Source organism: Psychrobacter sp. FDAARGOS_221 (assembly GCF_002313155.2).
Classification (GTDB): Bacteria; Pseudomonadota; Gammaproteobacteria; order Pseudomonadales; family Moraxellaceae; genus Psychrobacter.
Genome location: NZ_NWFK02000001.1, coordinates 1707799 through 1724302, shown reverse-complemented (window position 1 = coordinate 1724302; position 16504 = coordinate 1707799). Strand labels below are relative to the sequence as shown.

At 41.4% G+C, this 16504-nt stretch carries 16 protein-coding genes; 6 read left to right on the top strand and 10 right to left on the bottom strand.

Annotation, left to right across the window (positions count from 1 at the left end; all coding sequences use genetic code 11):
• Nucleotides 1-1024: 1024 nt before the first annotated feature.
• Nucleotides 1025-1351 (bottom strand): thioredoxin, encoded by a 327-nt coding sequence (gene trxA / locus A6J60_RS07210; protein WP_096065381.1) that lies wholly within the window; start codon nucleotides 1349-1351, stop codon nucleotides 1025-1027.
• Nucleotides 1352-1622: 271 nt separating this feature from the next.
• Here trxA and A6J60_RS07205 point away from each other — a divergent pair, with 271 nt between their 5' ends.
• From A6J60_RS07205 to A6J60_RS07195, 3 genes are all read left to right on the top strand, one after another.
• Complete coding sequence (locus tag A6J60_RS07205; RefSeq protein WP_096065380.1) at nucleotides 1623-2336, top strand: RluA family pseudouridine synthase; 714 nt, start codon at nucleotides 1623-1625, stop codon at nucleotides 2334-2336.
• A gap of 176 nt (nucleotides 2337-2512) precedes the next feature.
• Entirely contained in the window at nucleotides 2513-3625 is a 1113-nt protein-coding gene (locus A6J60_RS07200) for a hypothetical protein (RefSeq protein ID WP_096065379.1), read from the top strand.
• Nucleotides 3604-4416, top strand: a complete 813-nt coding sequence (locus tag A6J60_RS07195) for an SDR family oxidoreductase (protein WP_096065378.1) — start codon at nucleotides 3604-3606, stop codon at nucleotides 4414-4416. The genes A6J60_RS07200 and A6J60_RS07195 overlap by 22 nt, the downstream gene beginning before the upstream one ends.
• A gap of 167 nt (nucleotides 4417-4583) precedes the next feature.
• Here A6J60_RS07195 and A6J60_RS07190 read toward each other — a convergent pair whose 3' ends face one another.
• The 3 genes from A6J60_RS07190 to A6J60_RS07180 form a co-directional block, all read right to left on the bottom strand.
• The gene (locus tag A6J60_RS07190) at nucleotides 4584-5195 is read right to left on the bottom strand and encodes a nitroreductase family protein (RefSeq protein ID WP_096065377.1); all 612 of its coding nucleotides are present in this window, start codon (nucleotides 5193-5195) and stop codon (nucleotides 4584-4586) included.
• A 254-nt stretch (nucleotides 5196-5449) separates the two neighbouring features.
• Nucleotides 5450-6382 (bottom strand): pirin family protein, encoded by a 933-nt coding sequence (locus A6J60_RS07185; protein WP_096065376.1) that lies wholly within the window; start codon nucleotides 6380-6382, stop codon nucleotides 5450-5452.
• Nucleotides 6383-6669: 287 nt separating this feature from the next.
• On the bottom strand, nucleotides 6670-7383 hold the full coding sequence (locus tag A6J60_RS07180) for a pirin family protein (RefSeq protein ID WP_096065375.1): 714 nt from the start codon (nucleotides 7381-7383) through the stop codon (nucleotides 6670-6672).
• A 250-nt stretch (nucleotides 7384-7633) separates the two neighbouring features.
• On the opposite strand from A6J60_RS07180, the gene A6J60_RS07175 reads away from it, so the two are divergent.
• Complete coding sequence (locus tag A6J60_RS07175; RefSeq protein WP_096065374.1) at nucleotides 7634-7960, top strand: GNAT family N-acetyltransferase; 327 nt, start codon at nucleotides 7634-7636, stop codon at nucleotides 7958-7960.
• Between the two features lie 197 nt (nucleotides 7961-8157).
• On the opposite strand, the gene ycaC is transcribed toward A6J60_RS07175, so the two are convergent.
• From ycaC to A6J60_RS07155, 4 genes are all read right to left on the bottom strand, one after another.
• Complete coding sequence (gene ycaC / locus A6J60_RS07170; protein ID WP_096066514.1) at nucleotides 8158-8808, bottom strand: isochorismate family cysteine hydrolase YcaC; 651 nt, start codon at nucleotides 8806-8808, stop codon at nucleotides 8158-8160.
• Nucleotides 8809-9211: 403 nt separating this feature from the next.
• Nucleotides 9212-9952: a YoaK family protein gene (locus A6J60_RS07165; RefSeq protein ID WP_096065373.1), complete on the bottom strand. Its 741-nt coding sequence runs from the start codon at nucleotides 9950-9952 to the stop codon at nucleotides 9212-9214.
• A gap of 1 nt (nucleotide 9953) precedes the next feature.
• Nucleotides 9954-10496, bottom strand: a complete 543-nt coding sequence (locus tag A6J60_RS07160) for an NADPH-dependent FMN reductase (RefSeq protein WP_096065372.1) — start codon at nucleotides 10494-10496, stop codon at nucleotides 9954-9956.
• A 695-nt stretch (nucleotides 10497-11191) separates the two neighbouring features.
• The gene (locus A6J60_RS07155) at nucleotides 11192-11572 is read right to left on the bottom strand and encodes a DoxX family protein (RefSeq protein ID WP_096065371.1); all 381 of its coding nucleotides are present in this window, start codon (nucleotides 11570-11572) and stop codon (nucleotides 11192-11194) included.
• Between the two features lie 296 nt (nucleotides 11573-11868).
• Between A6J60_RS07155 and A6J60_RS07150 the strand changes: the two genes are divergently transcribed.
• Nucleotides 11869-12795, top strand: a complete 927-nt coding sequence (locus A6J60_RS07150; protein ID WP_096065370.1) for a LysR family transcriptional regulator — start codon at nucleotides 11869-11871, stop codon at nucleotides 12793-12795.
• Nucleotides 12796-13018: 223 nt separating this feature from the next.
• Here A6J60_RS07150 and A6J60_RS07145 read toward each other — a convergent pair whose 3' ends face one another.
• Complete coding sequence (locus tag A6J60_RS07145) at nucleotides 13019-14305, bottom strand: iron-containing alcohol dehydrogenase (protein WP_096065369.1); 1287 nt, start codon at nucleotides 14303-14305, stop codon at nucleotides 13019-13021.
• 302 nt (nucleotides 14306-14607) lie between these two features.
• Between A6J60_RS07145 and A6J60_RS07140 the strand changes: the two genes are divergently transcribed.
• On the top strand, nucleotides 14608-15297 hold the full coding sequence (locus A6J60_RS07140; RefSeq protein WP_096065368.1) for a hypothetical protein: 690 nt from the start codon (nucleotides 14608-14610) through the stop codon (nucleotides 15295-15297).
• Here the strand turns inward: A6J60_RS07140 and A6J60_RS07135 are convergent, their stop codons facing one another.
• Nucleotides 15298-16392 (bottom strand): helix-turn-helix transcriptional regulator, encoded by a 1095-nt coding sequence (locus tag A6J60_RS07135; protein ID WP_102993962.1) that lies wholly within the window; start codon nucleotides 16390-16392, stop codon nucleotides 15298-15300.
• Nucleotides 16393-16504 lie beyond the last annotated feature (112 nt).

Sequence of the window (16504 nt, the reverse complement as noted above, 5' to 3'; positions counted from 1 at the left end):
AGGAAAATATCAATGTCATAGCATGAAGAAATTTACTTAGCTCAATTAAGACGTCATCCAGACTTGCTTAAGGAGTATGTTGATATCCGTTTAGAACCTTACACAATGGGGTAGATAAGTATTCAATAGTCAGTGGATAGTTACTCAGAAATAGGTACTCAAAATAAGAAGAGCACTTGCTATATATCCGTTCACCGTTATTCATCATAATCACTAGGTTAATAACAGCTCATGACCAAATTAACCGAGCAGACAAATTTAAAACAAGGTGGTATATGTATATATTGTTATCAGGTACAGATGGGATGTACGGTTATGCAAGAAAATGAGAAAAGATTTTATGATTGTCAGTGTTTGACTTCGTATCATTATTGAGGTTGCTAACCCTGTATTAAACAAATATTTGCAAGCAAATTAGGAGTTCATACACAGCGTGTAGAGCAGTAAATCATGTATTGGGGCAATGCACAGCTGCTAACAATGCGTCGAACACAATAAGATTCAACACAAACTCAATAGTATTGAGCACAACTGGGAGGCGCAATAATGATAGAAGCTCTGTTACAAAAATGATTAAGCAAAGGTTGTGTGCAGATAGCGTTGACTGCGGACTAAAAGATTAACAGTGAATAATAATACTGCTAATGGCTTTGGCAGGGCGCAAATTGACACAAGTTGACAATAGGTATTCTCTAGAGTTCAAACTATACGGTGTTTACCCGTGTCATGTCAATGATTTTGTTGCTTTAAAGCTAAAAATTGATAAGCTTTTAGCTCTATTTTTAGTGTTTAACTGCTATTTTAGCTAACATGCAGTTTTTACTTAGAAGCAGTTTTACTAACAAGCTGCTTTTTACTAACAACATAGTTTGGCTAATAGGGCTACCCATAAAAATACCGCTACCAAGACAGAATCTTTGTAGCGGAATTGTCATTGCAGAATCAATACCTACAATATTTAACTGCTGACTGACTTATCATCAGCGATAGCATTATAGGTGCTTAGAGCTATAGATACTTAGAACTATAGGTGCTTATCAAGCAATGCAGCTAGGTCTGCTTTAGGCTGTAGGCCCATTGCCGTATCTACTTTCTCACCGTTTTTGAATACCATTAGCGTTGGGATGCTACGGATACCAAAGCGGCTGGCAGTTTCTGGGTTGTCGTCTACATCAATTTTTACAACCTGTACTTTGCCTTTATATTCTTCAGCAATCTCTTCTAAGATAGGCGCAATCGCTTTACATGGACCACACCAAGCTGCCCAGAAGTCTAATAGAACAGGCAGTTCTGATTTTGCAACGTCTTGCTCAAAGTTAGCGTCTGAAGTATTGATAATTAAATCTGACATAATAGATTCCTTTTATGGGTGTTTAAATTCGAAATGTTTTAATTTAGATATCTAAATTGGATTGGTTAAAGATAAGGTGTTTGAATAGAAGTGATATAAATAGCCAAAGCTTATACCATGCCATCAACCATCATGGTGTGTATCTTACCATTTATTGTTCTGATTTTTTGTTTTAACCCCGTTAAGTAAGGTTAATAATTAGTATGAGTTAGATTGATGATATACTCTTAGCGCTTTAAATCCATACACTTAACTAATATTGTGACATATTATGCCAATATCAATAGAGACTGTGAATCAATTAAATTCACAAGAATCTCAGTACGATTCTGAATTTTTTAAACAATTTGCCGCTGATATTACGGTCTATGAAGATGACGATATCCTGCTGGTCGATAAGCCAGCTGGGCTGCTCAGCATTGACGGTAAGGACTTGAAGGTCAGCCTGTTATCACGCTTAGAAAAAGCCAATCCCGATATCAAATTGATTCATCGATTGGACATGGACACTTCAGGGCTGATGATCTTTGCAAAAAACAAACCGGCTCAGACTCATATCAGTAAGCAGTTCATTGAGCGTATTCCTCAAAAAGAATATCAGGCGGTTGTCATGGGTACTTTAGCGGTGCCTGGCAAAAAAGGTGAGATTAACATTCCTGTGCGCTATGAGCCGACTATTAAGCCAAAGCATGTCGCTGATCCTGATTGGAAAAAACACGCGCTGACCCACTATGAAGTGTTACATCATGAGCTAAGAGAAGGTAAGGCAGTGACTCGAGTGGCACTACACCCGATAACGGGTCGTAGTCATCAGCTGCGAGTACACATGCAGCACTTAGGGCATGTCATTATTGGCGACCCGATTTATGCTGAAGGCGAGGCGTTATCGATAGCACCACGCCTGAATTTGCATGCGCATAAGCTGAGACTAAAGCATCCGACTATGAATACTTGGATGGCATGGGAAAGTGAGGTGCCTTTTTAGAGCCAGGTGCTTTTAGATCCAAATGCCGTTTTAGATTTTGTTGTCAGCCTTACTTAAGAGGTTTATATCAATAAAAACAGAACTGTAGCGCCTGAATAAAGCACTTTTATTTTGTTAGCTCAAGTAGTATGTTATGAAGGGATGTTAACAAGTTACTACCACACAAGGATTGTCATATGAGTATCATTCAATCGGTCTCTCACTTCAAATCAGCCCGTGATGCGGCTAAACCACTCGATAGAGTGGAAGATGTGAGAGCCGCCGCTACAGACTTTCGTAAAGCCATGCTAAGCAACCCTAAGGTTAAGTTTTATAAAACCTTTGAGTTAATTCGCATTCCTTATCCTACCAAATACGGCTATCTCAACGCCTTCTCACTTCCCACGCCTTACATCCACATTTGTAATAAGCTGTTTGTGATTCAGTTTGATAGTGATGAAGGTTTAAAGACCTTGTTGGTGAGTCCTTCTGATTGGGAAAATCAGCGCGATACGCCTTATTTCTATCACATGCTTGAAGACGTTGGTGTCTTCTCTAAGCCTGTTGAAGCCCTTATTGTGAAACCTAAGAATACAGTACTACAAGCACTGGAGAAGCTAGGACTGGCGCCAGAAGATGTCGATTACATAACCTACGATCACTTGCATACCCAGAATATTACGCGCTGGTTAGGCGGTAATGGTCAAGCGGCTATTTTCCCTAATGCCAAGCTATTGGTGATGCGTGAAGAGTGGGAAAGTACGCAAGCGTTATTGCCTTGGCAAAATCAGTGGTATTGCCCAGGTGGTATCGATGGGATAGACGATAGCCGTATTGAGCTGATTGATGGCGATGTATTTTTGGGTGATGGCTCGGTAGCTCTAATGCATACCAAAGGTCACACCGAAGGTAACCACTCAATTGTGGCGCATACCGATCAAGGTCTATTAGTGACTTCAGAAAACGGCGTCAGTATGGACTCTTACGCACCGCAACACTCAACCATTAAAGGGCTTGCTGAGTATGCCGAAATGACAGGCTCAGAGGTGATATTAAATGGTAATACCTTAGAGTTCGGTGTCGATCAGTACCTATCTATGATTCAAGAAAAGACAGTAGCAGGCCCTTATCCAAAAGATGAGCGCTTCTATAATATGGCGTTGTCTTCTGAGTCTGCGGGATATTATCTATTCCCAGGTACTGCGCCAACCGTGCGTATGGGTGAGCTTGAGTTTGGTACATTTACATCGGTATCACAATCCGCTAATAACAAAAAGAGAGGTGGCATATGGCGCAAACTTATATCGTAACTGGTGCGGCATCTGGTATTGGCCATGCCTTGTGCCAGCGTTTGCTAGCAGACAACCATCAGGTGTGTGCTTGCGACATTAATACCGAAGCGCTGCAAGCAAGCTTTGGCGATCACAAGTCGGTCACAGACGGTGGCAACCTATTACTCCAAACACTCGATGTGCGCCGCGTAGAGGCTTGGCAGGCCGTGGTCTCAGAAGTTATCGAGCACTGGGGGCGGGTTGATGTGCTGTGCAATATCGCAGGGGTACTAAAAGAGAACTGGGTTGCTGATATTGTGGTGCCTGACGAGGTCGACTTGCACTTTGATATCAATGTCAAAGGCACCATTTTTGGTACTCAAAATGTGATTGAGGTGATGCGCAAGCAAGGCGCCGGTCATATCATTAATGTGGCCTCATTGGCAGCGTTATCTCCGGTACCTGGGCTATCGCTATATAGTGCCAGTAAGTTTGCGGTACGTTCTTATTCATTGGCTGCAGGTATGGAGCTTGGACAGTATGGCATTGCGGTCACAACCGTGTGTCCTGATGCAGTGCAAACTCCTATGCTAGATCAGCAAAAGGATAAGGAGCAGGCAGCGCTAACCTTCTCAGGTAATCGTACCTTGAGCGTGGATGAAGTGGTTGATGCGATTGTCGGTCCTATCATCAGTAAGCGCCCATTAGAGGTAGTATTGCCGGCAAGCCGAGGCGTGGTCGCTAAAGTAGCGAATATGTTCCCACAGACTACCGGCAATTATGTTGACTTCTTCCGTAAACAAGGCGCTAAGCGTCAGGCAAAGAGTTAGCTTAGACAGTTAGCTCTATCTGGTTTTATTTGATATTAAGCCGAATTTGATATTAAGCCGAATACACAAAAAAGCAGCCCTGATTTCTCAGGGCTGCTTTTTTATCTACTAACATACTACCAGTAGAGTTTACTAAGTAGTATGTTGATACGCTATATCAGCAATAATTAGTTGCCGTATACTTTTAAGCGAGTTTCAAGTGGCGCATACTGCTTGTCGCCTGCTGGCTCTGAAATACCGCCGAATACCATCTGAGCGATTAGTTTCCAGTCAGAATCAATGTTCCAAGCTTTAGCTACTGGCTCATCGATGATTGGGCTGTAATGCTGTAGGTTAGCACCAATGTTTAGGCTAGCTAGTGCAGTCCAGATAACGTACTGATGCATAGCGCTTGTGTGCTCTGCCCATACTGGGAAACGGTCTGCGTATAAAGCGAACTGGTCTTGTAGATGCTCTACAACAGCGTTGTCTTCGAAGAATAATACAGTACCAGCGCCTGCTTTAAAGCCTTCAAGCTTTTGCTTAGTTGCTTCGAACTGAGTGTCATCTTTTACGATTTTACGTAGTTCGTCTTCAGTGATTTGCCACAATTTTTTGTGATCTTCACCCATTAATACAACCAAACGAGTTGATTGAGAGTTGAACGCTGATGGTGTGTGTAGCACAGCGTGCTCAACTAGCTTGATAACTTCTTCTTTTGAGACTGGTAGTTGATCGTTTAGTGCATAAACAGAACGACGAGCTTCAGCAAGTTTTTGGAATGTTTGTAAGTCTGACATAACAGTTCTCCATTATTGTATGGTTTTATATAACAAGGTTGGGTAACACAAACACAGATTTAATCTATCCTGTTGTTTGTATAATCCGATTGTTTATATAACACTTGTTTAATTAACGTGGGTCTAAATAACATGACGCTATTATAAAAGATTTGGCAAAAACGGCTATTGTTTTTTTGTAAATATATTTTAACAATAGCCTACTTTCATCAATCTGTTATAAACAGTGCTATTTTTTAATTTAACGTGAAACGTTACTCTTTAAAGCCTTCAGGTAATTCTGGTGCTTCTAAGCGTTTTAACTCAGAGTCAACATTACCAAAGCGAGGGTGGTTATTATTCCAGTCAATAATCGCTTGCTCAATGTCTTCTTTGTTATCAGCAACGAAGTTCCACCATAGCAATACTTTTTGGTTTAAAGGTTCACCGCCTAATAGCATAAAGCGAGTGCCTTTTTTACCTTTAACTTTCACGACGGTTTGCTCTTCGATGTCATCAAAGCGGATTAAATCGTTTTGTTCGAACTGTTCGCCTTGATATTCGATACCATCAACCACCATCAGGATACCGTATTCCATGCCAGGCTCTAATACTAAAGAGACTTCAGTGTCTTCAACTAAATTAACATCTAAACCAAGCAGTTTTGAGTATTGGATAGTAGGTGCTTCGTAGCTGTCGCCACCTGGTGTGGTGTAGCTGCCTGTGGTTAATACAAATTCAGCATCGCCTTCTTTCCAGCTTGGTAGCTCTGGATAGTGGTGGAAGTTACGCTCAATCTTTTGATCAGTTGGTAGGGCAATCCATAGTTGAACCATGTTCATGCCACGCCATGCTTCAGGTGAACCGCCTGTGTCTGGGAAAACACTTTGTTCAGTATGACTAATACCTTGATCGTTACCCGTACCGGCTGTCATTACGTTCACTTGATATTTGGTAATAACTTGCTCGTTACCAATACTGTCTTTGTGCAACACTTCACCATCAATCATCCAACTAAACGTCTGTAAGTTGGTGTGTGGGTGTCTGCCTACTTGCATACCGGCCTCATCATCACCGAATTCAGCAGGGCCGGCATGGTCCATAAAGCACCAAGCGCCGATTGGTTGCTTGCCTTTATTAGGTAATAAGCGCGCGATAGGAATACCACCAACATCTGCAATACGTGGTTTAAGTGTTTCAGTTTTCATAAGTTACCTCTAATGGTTAAGTTTAAATTAGCGTTGTGATATTTGTATTAAATTAATTATAGTCTGTCTTATATTACTAATTATTTGTATTACTAATAATTTATCTTCTATTATCAATAAATACTATCAAAAAATATCCACAAAAACAGGCGATCAAAATCAGGTATTACAGTAGCCTATTTGGTCGATATTTAGATGGATGACTGAGTAAGAATTTGTTTATGCTCTGTTAACAGTCATCACTATTAAAACTATATCAGTTTTGATGATAAGCTCAAGCGGCTGAGCTAAAAGCTCATTGGTACATCCATTAGCAGCACCTGAGCATTTTCAATCACATCCATCGTAAAGTTTTTGGTATCGGTAATACCCAGACCATCACGTCCTTCTAAGGTGTGACCGTTGATCACCACTGAGCCTGAGATGACAAAGACGTAGACCCCATTTAATGGGCTGCGTAATGCATAAGTGGTGGTGATGCCTTTATCAAACTCACCAATACTGAACCAAGCGTTTTGATAGATCCAGACACCTGCATCTTCAGGGTCTGGTGACAGCACTTGATTAAATTGGTTGCGCTGCAATAAGTCACGCAAGCACTTTTGCTGATAACGCGGCTCAACATCTAAGGTGTTGGGCACAACCCATATCTGCAAAAACTTAACCGGTTTCTCATCATCACCATTCATCTCAGAATGAACGATACCGGTACCAGCAGACATGACCTGAATTTCACCACTTTCAATCACCCCATGGTTGCCCATGCTGTCGCCATGCATCAGCTTGCCAGATAAAGGGATACTGATAATCTCCATATTGGCATGCGAGTGATCACCAAAACCTGTACCGCCATCGACATGGTCGTCATTGATTACGCGTAAGGCACCAAAGCCGACTCGTTGTGGGTTGTAATAGTCGGCAAAGCTAAAAGTATGCTTACTCTTTAGCCATCCATGGTGAGACCCACCTCGAGACCCTGCAGCATGATAAACGGTTTTCATAAACTCTCCTTCATAAAGAGCTATATAGATTTAATGTAACTACATAATAATATCTTTATAAAAAAATTCAAGTAACAAATGGTTAAGCTTCTGTACACAGTGAAACTAGACGACAAGCCTATGACTGGCTATGATAGCTGTGATGTTGGTGGTCATGACATTGACAAACATAAGTGTCTGCCCACTCATTAAGCCACATTTATTTAAAATAAATATTTCAATCCAAAATTAAATAACAAGAGAGGATATTATGTCAGACAAACCACAACCAAATTATGACGTCATTGATAATAAAGAAGAAAGCCGTTTTGAAATTCATGTCGACGGTCACGTTGCTTTTGAAGACTATGAATACTTTACTACTAGCCAAGGCGAGAAGGGCATTGCCTATCTACACACGTTTGTTCCTAAAGAGTTAGGCGGACGTGGTATTGCTGGATACTTTGTGAAGTATTTGTTAGATGATGCGGCAGCGAAGAACTTACGCGTGAAGCCAATCTGTCCATTTGTGAAGTCTTACATTGATAAGCATCCTGAGTATCAAGACAACTCAGTATTCCACAATGCTACGCCATAAGTGCTAAGCTTTAATATTTATTGAGCTTTAAACAGATATGCTTTAGACGATGCTAGCCATTAAAAGTTAGCTATCTAATAAAGGTATCAGTGATAAAACATAAAATAAGACGTAAAACAAGACATCAAAAAAATGCCCGATTAAATAATCGGGCATTTTTTATTGCGCTTAATAGCCAAAAGGTTTAGTTTTGGTGCTTATTTTTTAGCACCTTGAGCTGCGCTATAGCTGTCCATTAGTGGACCATACTCTGGGATTGAGTCGTGGAATAGATTGGCTAATCCTTCCATATCCACACGCCAGTCACGTGCTAGCTCACAGGCAACCGCGAACCATGACATCAGCTCGATACCTTCTTTTTGCATACGCATCCAAGCGGCATCGCGAGTCACATTATTAAAGGTACCAGACGCATCGGTTACTACGAATACATCATAGCCTGCTTTTGCAGCTGCTAGAGCTGGGAAAGCAACACAGACTTCGGTAACGATACCAGCGATAATCAGCTGCTTACGGCCTGTTTTTTCAATAGCTTTAACAAATTCTTCATTATCCCAAGCATTAATCTGACCTGGACGAGCAATGTAGTCCGCATCAGGGAACATATCTTTAATCTGAGGCATTAATGGACCATTTGGACCATCTTCAAAGCTAGTGGTTAAGATGGTTGGTAGATCAAAGTATTTCGCTGCTTTTGCTAAGCCTAATACGTTGTTTTGAAAATCAGCTGCTGGCATATCACGCGCCAGTGATAGCAGACCGGTTTGGTGATCAACCAATAGTACAACAGCGTCATCTACTGATAAGCGGTTATATAGTTTGTCATCAGTTTTTAGTTTTGGATCCATTTTTTTTGATTTGTCTTTTTTGAGTTTTGGCTTAAACATATTACTCTATTCCTTTTTTTCTGATGGATTCTTCTTTTTTAACTAATACTAAAACTAATACTAATACTAATACTAATACTAAGTTATTAGCACTAAGCTATTAGAAATAAGTTCCGCTCGGAGGAGGTCAATGCCTGTTCGCTTAGAGCATGCCTCATATTCCATCTATTAGAATAGCAGCTAGACAGCTAAATGCTATCTATGGCTTGCTATTGTTTAGTTATGCTTTGTAAGTAATGTAAATTATAATGCAGGCAGGTATCTGCTTTACGTCTACAGCGTCATCTAGACCCTAAACAAAAAGCCCTTTGCTAGTGGATAGCAAAGGGCTTTTTATTTAACGGGTTATTTAAAACACAGACACTTATTTGGTGTACATATTTTGCTGCTTTAAATACTCGGTATCACGCGCTTTAAATGCTAAGTATAAAACCGCCACAACAAAAGGTGCGATCGACCAGAAGCCCGTGTGCAAATAGAACACAGCACCGATGAAGGCACCAAATACGAAGCTAAGCACAACCGTCGAGCTGTACTTTAAGCTCTCCATATTACACTTAGTACGGTTAAACACATAATCAGATAAGTCGATACCCAACTGAGTGGTGTTACCGGTCATCAGTAGCGTTGGACGAGATTTGCCCATCACGCCACGGCTGGCAGTGTTACGAATCGCAAATGCCATTAAGCCCAAAAAGCCTGTGATGGCAACGTCAATAGCACCAGCCGTATTAAATGGACCAAAAGCCAATGCCGAAATCATAAACGCAGTTAAAAACAGCGCCTCGGTAAATAGTAATTGGCTGAGAATAGGCTGACCTTCGCGTCTGGTATTAATAATACGCTGGGTAATAATAACGGTCAGGATGAACACGGGTAATGCCCCAAGTTTAATCCATAAACCCTTATCGTCTTTGACCAGCCCACCACCGGCCATTACCAAGTTTCCCGTGACGTGGTTGGTGAAGAAGCCCAATAACGCCACAAAACCGATGGTGTTAATGGCGCCTCCGACCATGGTCAGTAAGATGGTTGCTTCATAGCGTTTCCACAAAGGCTTCTCTGAGATTGGCTTATTCTCATCAGTATTGGTGTTATCACTCATATTATTCCTCTATAAACTGAGTTAATGCAGCAGAAAATTTTTGTAAAAATGCCTGAGTGTGTTCGTCACTAACCGCACCATTACTCAAACTCTTATCGGCATTGTTTAAATAAACTTCTGGCTGATTCATCACTCTAGTATGTAAGCTGTGCATGACTTTTCGTAGATCAACGCCGCAGTTAATGGCCCCATATCTACCAGGTGACGCGGTGGCTATGGCTATTTTTTTATTATCCCAGGCGCTATCACCATGCGGGCGAGAGCCGATATCAATGATATTTTTTAGTGCAGCCGGTAGCGTACGGTTGTGCTCAGGGGTGACGATTAAGATGGCATCGGCATTTTTAATTTGCTTACGCACTGCATCATAGCTGTCAATTTGCTGTTGATCATAATCTTGATTGTATAGCGGTAGTGTCGCGATATTAATCTCTTCAACTTCAATATGCGCCGGCAACTGCGAGCAGATATACTCAGCCACTTGACGGTTGATAGACTGTTTACGCAAACTGCCAATAATTAACGCCAGTTTCTTTGATTGCATAACCCAATAACTCCTTATTCATTGTCATGATAAATAGGTAAGTGGATAAATTAGATAAAAGCTTTAACATTTATAAGTTTTATAAGTGCTCTATCAATAATACTAACGTTAAGCGAAAAAGATGAGCAACAGTCCTTATTCAGGTTTAAATAAGACCTCACAGGGAGGCGCTTATTCTTATTAATGAATGCTTATCTTGTTCGATCTTAATTAACGTTAGAGATACCCTTGTTATTAGAGGTTATGGTTGTAAATATAAATAGGACTATGGTTACAAACTATTAATAATAACGCAAAGCAAAGGTGCAAAACGGCACAAATAAAATAAAAATAAACCTGTGCACCAGCTCAATCAATGGGTTATGCGCTAGGCATAATCGGCACTGTGTTGCTTGTGGGCAGGTTTATATTGTCAACATTAAATTATGGCGATTATTATGCATTAACTGATAACTCATTTGGGTTGTTATTCAGTTAATAAAAGAAACTAATAGTAAGGGCTGTTTGGCGTAGCAGCACTTAATGATTGATTTGTTGATACCTAAAACAATACAGCCTCATACACCTTAATAAGGGTAGAGGCTGTAGGACTTAAATTAAGCGTTCAGTGACAATTAAGCGGCCAATGATTGAGGGGGTGTTAAAGTCTGATAGTGAACCTATGCATCATCCATCAAATCACCCCTCAAAGCAGCTTACTTATGACGTGCGTCAAATGATAATGGACCTGGGCCATGAGCAACAATCATTAAGAAACCACCTGCCATTGCAATGTTTTTCAAGAAGTGGTTTTGCTGTTCTGGATCGCTGAATGGGTGGAAAATAATCGCTGATAGGATACTAAAACCAGCCAATAAGAAAGCGATAGCACGGGCTTTAAAGCCAACTAGAACTGCTAGACCACCAAATACTTCTAAGATGATTACCAACGGTAAGATAAAGCCAGGTATGTTCATTGCTTCCATATAGCCTTGAGTCGCCGCATAGCTAGAAATTTTACCAAGACCTGAATAAATGAAAATAGCGGTTAATAAAAAACGGCCAATTGGTGCGCTGATATCGTAAAACTTATCCATAATGTTCTCCAAAAAAAATAATTAATAAAAAAGTGTTTATATTTAATAGCGTTTAACAATGGGCATATGTTAATTGTTGACGAATATAAATTAAACCCTGATTATTGCAAATAATAGTTCTCTTTATGAGAACAATGATGCAGAATAACTTATCTGGATGTGTGGGCCAAGGGTTGAGAGAGTCGCTCATTAAGCACACAATCAATAAAAAATAATCAACAAAAACAATTATCTATATCCAAACATATGCAAGTATACAAATCAATCATGACAGCTGGAAGAAAGGGAGACCACTAATGGGACAGTTTGAAGATATGTGCCTATTTATTCGTATTGTTGAAGCCGGCAGTATTACCAAAGCCGCTGAACAACTAGACATTGCCAAATCAGCTGCCAGTCGTCGTTTAAAAGAGTTGGAAACCCGATTAAATGCGCAGCTAATCAGCCGTACCACACGTAACTCAACCCTGACAGATGCTGGCCGTCAGTATTATGAGCAAGCTCGTAATATATTAAGTGACGTTGATATTCTCAATGAGGAAATCAGCGGGGTAAAGGCGCATATTGAGGGCACACTAAAGATGACCGCGCCATTATCATTTGGCTTGATGCATTTAAGTGATTTGATTGATCGTTATGCTAAGCAGCATCCGAACTTAGCCTTTGAGCTTGATTTTTCTGACCGTCATGTCGATCTGGTAGAGGAGGGCTATGAGCTTGGCATACGTATTGGGGAGCTCAAGGATTCGAGTTATCAAGCCAGACGCTTGACTGAGATTCGCTATGTACTGTGTGCCAGCCCTGATTATATTGCTAAAGCGGGTATGCCAACCAGTTTGGAGACGTTGCAAACGCATGATTTTCTGCAGTATGGACTAGCCAAGCAAAGCAGTTTGCTATTAATTGATAGTGATCAGCAGCAACACCGACTCAATACAACCTCGAGTATTAAAGCCAATAACGGAGATTTTTTGGTAAAAATGGCGGCAAAAGGTCATGGTATCGCCTTTATTCCCACTTTTATTGCTTATGAAGCTTTGTTGGACGGCACCTTGATACCTTTGATGACCGACTATGAGTTGCCCACTATCAATGCCTATGCGGTTTATCCAAAGAACCGTTATGTGTCTCAGCGCTGTCGCTTTTTTATTGACTTTATTATTGAACAAATTGGCGACAATCCTTACTGGGATCAGCGCTTGCAGCAGGCCGCTATACTATAAGCTAAACAGCTGAGCTTTTAAGGGCTAATTTTTAATATAGTCAAAGAAGTCTAAAGTGGTTACAAGGCAATCGAGCGCAAGTACTACAAATGTAGGCTTAGCGAGGTTAACACCGTAACTGTTTAGTAGTTCGCTGACTATAGAGGCAGAGTTTAGACCTAACAAATAAAAAGCCATAGTCAGTTAGACCGACTATGGCTTTTTAGGTATAACGAGCTAAATGCTACTGAGCGCTCAGTGAATCGCTAGCCGCTTTAATTTTATTCAAAATGGCAACAATCTGAGCCGTGGTAAAGTACTGAGGCACGGTGTAAGTGTCTCTGACTTCTTTGGCGGCGCCTTTTGCTATCTTCTTAAAGTCAGCTGGGTTAATACCATCAACCGTGCGATCAATATTGACCTCTTCGATCAAACGCTTCACCTGAGCGATTAAATAATCAGCAGCGTCATCATCGTCAGCTTGAGGCTGGTCAGGGTTCACAACGCCGGTTTTTCTGGCTAATGCTGCCAGTCTTTCTTTGCTAACATCACGGTTGGCATCTAGGATATAAGGTAAGACGATGGCATTCGCGCGGCCGTGCGGGATGCCGTAAAAAGCGCCCAATTGGTGTGCGATGCCATGCACATAGCCTAGACCTGCCTTGTTAAAGGCGATACCACCATAATGAGCGGCGATGCCCATTTGTTCGCGAGCTTTTAGGTCTGAACCGTTTTGGTACGCAACCGGTAGGTACTGCATGACTGCGCGAGTAGCAGAGGCGGCGTAATAATCAGTTTCACTGTTGGCCGTCGCACTCATCCACGCTTCTAGGGCATGGGTTAATACGTCAATACCAGTGTCTGCGGTGATACGTGGCGGCATACCTTGCATGATGCTAGGGTCTACTGCTGACGCTAAAGGCACCATTCTTGGGTCAATAGACAATGATTTTTGGTGAGTTTTATCGTCTGAAATTACCGCGCCCAACGTGGCTTCTGAGCCAGTACCAGCAGTGGTTGGGATACAATATAGCGGCATACATTCAGTGGCCTTCAAAATCCCCATCAGTTTTTTAGGTTTGCGGCCAGTGGCTTGACTGATAGCAATGATTTTTGACGCGTCAATCACAGAGCCCCCGCCCAGTGCCAATATCGCATCACAGTTATTTTCAACAGAGCGGCTTAAGCCTTCTTCAACCACACTAAAAGTGGGATCTGGCGTGATGCCATCAAATAAGTGATAGCTGATGTTTTTTTGTTCAAGATAAGTGGTAACTTTTTCAGGGACACCCAATTTGTTTAACACCGCATCGGTAACAATCAAGATGTTGGTTGCGCCTTCATTAATCATCATATCGCATAATTCATAGCACGACTGCTCACCAATAAATAATTGAGGTCTAGGAACAGTAATAACTAATGATAAAGCGTGTAATGCTTTGGCGCGGGTCTTGGCGACCGCTAAGTAGCCGGCGTGGCTTAAGGTACTTGGTGATAATGTTTTTAGGGCAGAAAGTGGGCTGGCGGGCATAAAAAATCCTTTTTAGTGACAATTACTTGATCGCTAAGTTGATATCAATTTATATAAACTTAACGCAAAATCAAGAAGTTGAATGCATCATTTGCAATGAAGGTTATTGTGCCACTATCTAAATCAGATAGAAAGTAAAAAAAATGATTGAGTGGTATATGTCTCAGGTTAGCCTGTTTATTAGCTAGAAACTATTCTTCTAGGAGAGTGTCTATAGTGGTGATTATCACCTGTTTTATGCGCTATTTTTATGCTTTAGATGAACAATAAATAGCTAACCAAGTTATTAAGTGAGAGTAGATATGACCACCCATAGCATTAGACTGTATCAACAGCCTGCCTCCGAGTATGCACCGGCACTGATAGCTTTTTTTAATTTCGACAATTATTTTCAGAACAATGACAGTGATATTAAAAACTACCCTCTTTGGAATACTGACTCTCTTGCGCAACTAAAAGCACAGTCAGGCGCTGAATTATTAATCGGCATCACCGACAGCGCAGATTTGGCAAGACAAGCTGTCACAACTAAGCCGGATGTAGTCGATGCTGTCATTCAATGTGATGCCGATGATTTCGATGCACTATTAGCACTGTTTGAGATAGCCTTAGTCCGAGGTGAGATGCGAGGTCACCTATTTGATGTGCGCGCGCTGATGCAAAGTGGTCTGCAGTTTTTATTTATACAAGCGCAGGTAAAGGGCAAGCAACAGCCTCAACGAGCAATCCAAGCAAGCCATAAGGTTGTGCGACGGTTAGCCAAGCAGGGCGTTGCTCCATCTCAGGTGACAGAGTATCTATTAGTTATGGAGTCTGCACCCAGATGGCGCTTAGAAGAGCTTAGTTTAGTAACCCAAATCGTGGAGCAGGACTTAAGTGAAAGGGTTAACTATATATATTGCACAAACAGTGATCGTACTCATAGTGCTGAAAAAAATCATCGCTTTTGGATTGGAGCCGTGTATGCGATTAAACCAAGCGATCAACGGTGATTAGTCATTATCAACATACAACGCTATCGCACTTTGTAGGCGCTTAAGAACCGCTTGCTTTAACGATGTAGGCTTAATCACCACTGCCAATTGTGACATGCTCACTAGCCAGTCTTCTAAGCGCTGAGTATTAGCCACTGTGGCGGTAACCTGATTCCAAGTATTATCGAGTTCAATGATGCTTTGATTATAAGATAGTGGCCGCTCGTAAAGATGCTGGCAGGCATATTTTTGCACCTTTAATACCAGCGTAATTTGAGTCTGTTGCGTGGGCTCCAATCTGCCCAATTGATGTAGATTGCTCAGCGTAAACGCATCTCGGTGTATCCAACTAGGGTTGGCGTCATTGAGCACATCAGCCGTTACGATACGAGAGACGGTAAAGTTGCGGTGCGCGGTTAATAGCTTGTCATCATCAATACTATCTGCGATAGGATTAAATCCAGTCAGGTATAGCATATTATCGATAAATACCAAGCCTTTAGGATAAACCAAACGCTCGGTTGCGGTCTCAGTCCACTTTTTGACATAGCGAATGGATAGTTGACGGTTACTTAATAAGGCCTGATGAATGGCACTAAGCACCTCAGTATTTAGGGTTGGTGCTTTGATAACACTGGGCAGCGTCATTAAATGGGTGTGCCATTGCCCAAGTGGTGAGTTATTAAACTTAGCCTTATCTTGTTTGCGCACTTGAGTCAGCTTGTCGCTGATAGTTTGCTGAACAGCAATGGGTAGATAGCTTGCCGTATAGTTGTTGAGCATCTCCCAAAAAAATAAGTTGTGCTCGTCAATAACATCAATACTAAAGCTAGATTCGATATAAAAGCGTGCGGTTTGGCCACTGATATTCAGCCCCCAGTCGGGTATGCGCTGTAATGCATCGCTATAAAAAATAGTATTAAATATCTGATGTAAGCTATTCAGATCATTTTCTAAGTTTTTGCGTTGGCTGCTAAACTTGTTGGGATCGGTGCCATAACCTGCCATTAACTCGGTTAGCGATATCGCCTTGTCTTTGCTACGGGGCAGGCGCTGATATAACGCGAACAGGCGTTCAGATTTATTGTAATGGGCAATTGGGTGTGTGGTCATGGGGTTGGTTATTCAATGAGTGGATGGCTTTTATTGTGCCATTGGTTTTGTCAGATAGATAGTCGATTTAACAATCAGAATAAGCGGCAAAGCAAACGCATAACGCATAACG

Bases quoted from the DNA above. Each gene is read 5' to 3' on its own strand.
- A6J60_RS07175 (WP_096065374.1), top strand. From the start codon at position 7,634: ATGTCAGACAAACCACAACCAAATTATGACGTCATTGATAATAAAGAA.
- A6J60_RS07150 (WP_096065370.1), top strand. From the start codon at position 11,869: ATGGGACAGTTTGAAGATATGTGCCTATTTATTCGTATTGTTGAAGCC.
- A6J60_RS07195 (WP_096065378.1), top strand. From the start codon at position 3,604: ATGGCGCAAACTTATATCGTAACTGGTGCGGCATCTGGTATTGGCCAT.
- A6J60_RS07165 (WP_096065373.1), bottom strand. From the start codon at position 9,952: ATGAGTGATAACACCAATACTGATGAGAATAAGCCAATCTCAGAGAAG.
- ycaC (WP_096066514.1), bottom strand. From the start codon at position 8,808: ATGGATCCAAAACTAAAAACTGATGACAAACTATATAACCGCTTATCA.
- A6J60_RS07185 (WP_096065376.1), bottom strand. From the start codon at position 6,382: ATGAAAACTGAAACACTTAAACCACGTATTGCAGATGTTGGTGGTATT.
- A6J60_RS07160 (WP_096065372.1), bottom strand. From the start codon at position 10,496: ATGCAATCAAAGAAACTGGCGTTAATTATTGGCAGTTTGCGTAAACAG.
- A6J60_RS07200 (WP_096065379.1), top strand. From the start codon at position 2,513: ATGAGTATCATTCAATCGGTCTCTCACTTCAAATCAGCCCGTGATGCG.
- A6J60_RS07145 (WP_096065369.1), bottom strand. From the start codon at position 14,305: ATGCCCGCCAGCCCACTTTCTGCCCTAAAAACATTATCACCAAGTACC.
- A6J60_RS07180 (WP_096065375.1), bottom strand. From the start codon at position 7,383: ATGAAAACCGTTTATCATGCTGCAGGGTCTCGAGGTGGGTCTCACCAT.
- trxA (WP_096065381.1), bottom strand. From the start codon at position 1,351: ATGTCAGATTTAATTATCAATACTTCAGACGCTAACTTTGAGCAAGAC.
- A6J60_RS07140 (WP_096065368.1), top strand. From the start codon at position 14,608: ATGACCACCCATAGCATTAGACTGTATCAACAGCCTGCCTCCGAGTAT.
- A6J60_RS07155 (WP_096065371.1), bottom strand. From the start codon at position 11,572: ATGGATAAGTTTTACGATATCAGCGCACCAATTGGCCGTTTTTTATTA.
- A6J60_RS07190 (WP_096065377.1), bottom strand. From the start codon at position 5,195: ATGTCAGACTTACAAACATTCCAAAAACTTGCTGAAGCTCGTCGTTCT.
- A6J60_RS07135 (WP_102993962.1), bottom strand. From the start codon at position 16,392: ATGACCACACACCCAATTGCCCATTACAATAAATCTGAACGCCTGTTC.
- A6J60_RS07205 (WP_096065380.1), top strand. From the start codon at position 1,623: ATGCCAATATCAATAGAGACTGTGAATCAATTAAATTCACAAGAATCT.